Below are 3,757 nucleotides of genomic sequence, written 5' to 3' on the forward strand. Positions count from 1 at the left end.
CTCTTCGCCCTGGCCGTCAACGAGGAGAACGCCGCGGGCCACCGTGTCGTCACCGCACCGACCAACGGCGCGGCCGGGGTCGTTCCCGCGGTCCTGGGCTACCTGGTCGTCTTCTGTCCGGAGGGAGGGGTCGCCCACCCGGCCTCCGCACCCTCGGCCGGGGGCCCCGTCCTGCCCCCGCCGGACCGTCCGCCGACGAGGGCGGCGCGCGTCGTCGCCGCGCGGTCCACGACTTCCTGCTCGCTGCCACCGCCATCGGGGCCCTCATCAAGACCAACGCCTCCATCGCCGGGGCCGAGGTCGGGTGCCAGGGCGAGGTGGGCTCCGCCTCTGCGATGGCCGCGGCTGGTCTGGCCCAGGCCCTGGGGGGCAGTCCCCACCAGGTGGAGAACGCCGCCGAGATCGCCATGGAGCACTCCCTGGGACTGACCTGCGACCCGGTGGGCGGGCTGGTCCAGATCCCGTGCATCGAACGGAACGCCATCGCCGCCGTGAAGGCCATCAACGCGGCACGCATGGCGCTGTGGGGGGACGGGCGGCACACGGTGAGCCTGGACGTCGTCATCGAGACGATGCGCCAGACCGGCAACGACATGCTCTCCAAGTACAAGGAGACCTCCGCGGGGGGTCTCGCGGTCAACGTCGTGGAGTGCTGAGGGACCCGCAGTTCACACGGTCTCGCCCCCGGCACGGTCCCCCCTCGCGGCACCCCTTCGGGGACTCTGGTTCCCGTGAGTGAGGACGACGAGACGACACCCCCGACCTTCATCCCCCAGGACGAGCCGTTCCGTTGGAGGGGGGTCACGGAGCTCCGCTACAAGCAGGACGACAGCTCCCCCTTCTCCGACGTCACGCGCCGGGTCCTCTTCGACGTCGACCGTGGCCTGGGGATCCGGGTCCGTTACTCCGAGGTCGCGCCGGGAGGCTGGTCCACGCTGGAGCACCACGGCCACGCCCACGAGGTCATCCCGATCCGGGGCGAGGGCGACATCCTCGTCCAGGACCACCTGGTCCACGCCCGGCCGCACGACCTCGTCTACATCCCCGGGTGGTCCTGGCACCAGCTCCGGGCCACCGGCGACGAGCCCTTCGGGTTCATCTTCATCGTCACCGCGGAGCGTGACCGTCCCGTCCTCCCCACCCCCGAGCAGATCGAGGAGATCAGGGCCTCCGGCCCCGAGGTCGCGGCGTTCATCCGCCACTGACCGCCACCCCCGCACCCCCGGCGGCACCGCCCGTGCGGTGGTCTCGCCCGCGGTCTCCCCATCCCGGCCCCCGGCGGCCGGCACCAGACACGGAAGGACTCCCGATGACCGAGGGACCCACCACCAGGACGATCCACCTCGCAGGAGGGTGTCTCTGGGGGATCCAGAAGCTCTTCTCCCTGCTGGAGGGTGTCGTCGGGACGGAGGCGGGCTACGCCAACGGACCGGGGGGCGCACCGACCTACGAGGAGGTCTGCGCCGACTCCGGCCACGTGGAGGCGGTCAGGGTCACCTACGACACCTCCCGTCTGGACCTGGCGACCGTCCTCGACGTCTTCCTCGCCGCCATCGACCCGGTCGCCGTGGACCACCAGGGCGATGACGAGGGCGTCCAGTACCGGACCGGCATCTACTGGACCGACGAGGCGGACCTGGTGCCCATCCCCTCGCGAACGAACGACGCCACCACGCCGAACCCCTCGCCATCGAGGTGGCTCCCCTGGAGTCCTTCCACCCGGCGGAGGAGTACCACCAGGACCACCTCGCGAAGAACCCCACCGCCACCTGCCACATCGCCCCCTCCGCATTCGAGCGGGCCGCGTCCACGACCCGTCAGCGCCGGTTCCCACGTGACGACGAGCAGTTGCGGGCGCTCCTGACCCCCGTCCAGTACGAGATCGCCGTGCACGGTGCCACCGAGGCCGACCACAGCGGCGAGTTCGACGAGCACTTCGACCCGGGCCTGTACGTGGACGTGGCGAGCGGGGAACCGCTGTTCGTGTCCTCGCAGAAGTTCGGGGCCGGGTGCGGATGGCCCTCCTTCGCCCGACCCGTCAGTGCGGACGCCGTGGTCGAACGCGAGGACCTGTCCCGCGCACGCACGCGCACCGAGATCCGCTCCGCGGTCTCCGACATCCACCTCGGCCACGTCTTCGAGGACGGGCCCGAGGAACTGGGCGGCCGCCGCAACTGCATCAACTCCGCGGTCCTGCGGTTCGTGCCACGCGACCACATGGAGCAGGAGGGCTACGGCCACCTGGTGGCCCAGGTGGATGCCGAGACCGCGAGGAGCCGTCGATGAGCGCCCTCCCCCACCGTCGCCGCACACAGAACCGACCCAGGACCCTGGGGGGTGTCGTGGTGGAGTCGGGGACCTTCGAGTTCGGGGCGGAGAAGTTCCCCGTCCTCCACGAGCCGATCCCCGCCTACGGCGGCCTGTCCTGGATCGGCAACTTCCGGGAGTACGCCTACCTGACGAAACTGCGCTCCGAGCAGCTGCGCGACATCGGGCCCGCCCTCTCACCCCACTCGGCGTTCCTGCTGTCCCTGGGCGTGGAGACCCTGCCCCTGCGCATGCCCGTCCACGTCGCCAACGCCCGCGCGGTGGCGCAGTGGCTGGACGCGGATGACCGGATCGCCGCCGTGCACTGGGCGGGCCTGCCCGGCCACCACCACCACGACAGGGCCCTGAAGTACCTCCCCGAGGGGCCGGGTTCCGTCTTCTCCTTCGAGCTGGACGGTGACCGGGACCTGGGGAGCCGCTTCATCGAGGGCCTCGAACTGGCCTCCCACCTCGCCAACATCGGGGATGCGAAGACCCTGGTGATCCACCCGGGTTCCACCACCCACGCCCAACTGAGCGACGAGCAGCTCGAGGCGTCGGGAGTGCGTCCGGGGACCGTGCGCATCAGCGTGGGCCTGGAGGACGTGGAGGACATCATCGCGGACCTCGACCGAGGGCTCACCCGCGCGACCGGGAGGAGCGGACGATGAACACCGACGTCCCCACCAGCCACGTGCCACCCAGTTACGTGCCACCCAGTGCCAGCCGCCGCTACGAGATCCTCCAGCGCGCGCGCTCAATCGCCCTGGTCGGCGCCTCGGCGAACCCCTCCCGCGCCTCCTACTTCGTGGCGAGCTACCTCACCCAGGACAGCGGGTACGACGTGTACTTCGTCAACCCCCGGGCCTCGGAGATCCTGGGACGCCCGGCCTTCCCCTCCCTGGCCGACCTCCCCGTCGTCCCCGACGTCGTGGTCGCCTTCCGCAGGACCGACGACCTGCCCGACGTCGCCCGCGACGCGGTGTCGGTGGGTGCGAAGGTGCTGTGGATCCAGCTGGGGTTGTGGAGCGACGAGGCGGCGGCGACCGCGCTGGACGCGGGTCTGGACGTCGTCATGGACCGCTGCATCAAGATCGAGCACGCCCGCTTCCACGGTGGTCTCCACCTGGCGGGCTTCGACACCGGGGTCATCTCCGCGAGGATCCCCTCCGGCCGCTGAGGTCCGTCCCCTTCTCCTGCCGAGGTCCGCTCTGTTCCGGGCGTGAGGTCCGTTCCGTTCTGCCCCCGAGGTCCGCCCTGTTCCGGGCTTGAGGTCCGCCCCGTTCTGCCCCCGAGGTCCGCCCTGTTCCGGGCGTGGGGTCCGCCCCCTTCTCCGGTCGAGGGCAGCCCACCTCCAACGGTCCGCCGATCTCCCCTCCTGTGGTCGGGCCGAGGGACCCGCCGGGAACGGCGCGGGGGGCGGGGGGAGGACACGGCTCTCCCATCCGGG

The 3,757-nt window shown here is 71.4% G+C and carries 4 protein-coding genes and 2 pseudogenes; all 6 read left to right on the forward strand.

Features of this window, described 5'->3' with window-relative positions:
- Positions 1 to 656, forward strand: a pseudogene (locus tag TA90_RS03080) (L-serine ammonia-lyase, iron-sulfur-dependent, subunit alpha); the annotation flags it as partial.
- 75 nt (positions 657 to 731) lie between these two features.
- Complete coding sequence (locus TA90_RS03085; RefSeq protein WP_043534562.1) at positions 732 to 1,205, forward strand: cupin domain-containing protein; 474 nt, start codon at positions 732 to 734, stop codon at positions 1,203 to 1,205.
- Between the two features lie 104 nt (positions 1,206 to 1,309).
- Positions 1,310 to 1,627 (forward strand): annotated as a pseudogene (msrA, locus tag TA90_RS15990) (peptide-methionine (S)-S-oxide reductase MsrA); the annotation flags it as partial.
- A gap of 221 nt (positions 1,628 to 1,848) precedes the next feature.
- A complete protein-coding gene (gene msrB / locus TA90_RS14865) occupies positions 1,849 to 2,286 on the forward strand; it encodes a peptide-methionine (R)-S-oxide reductase MsrB (RefSeq protein ID WP_043534563.1) in 438 nt (145 codons plus the stop codon).
- A complete protein-coding gene (locus TA90_RS03100; RefSeq protein WP_082031327.1) occupies positions 2,283 to 2,978 on the forward strand; it encodes a PLP-dependent transferase in 696 nt (231 codons plus the stop codon). Before msrB ends, TA90_RS03100 begins: the two co-directional genes overlap by 4 nt.
- Positions 2,975 to 3,487 carry a CoA-binding protein gene (locus TA90_RS03105; RefSeq protein ID WP_052450427.1) on the forward strand — a complete coding sequence of 171 codons (513 nt, stop codon included), beginning with the start codon at positions 2,975 to 2,977 and terminating at the stop codon, positions 3,485 to 3,487. The genes TA90_RS03100 and TA90_RS03105 overlap by 4 nt, the downstream gene beginning before the upstream one ends.
- The last annotated feature ends 270 nt before the right edge of the window (positions 3,488 to 3,757 follow it).

Origin of the sequence: Actinomyces polynesiensis, from assembly GCF_000820725.1 — a bacterium.
In the GTDB taxonomy this organism is placed as follows: domain Bacteria; phylum Actinomycetota; class Actinomycetes; order Actinomycetales; family Actinomycetaceae; genus Pauljensenia; species Pauljensenia polynesiensis.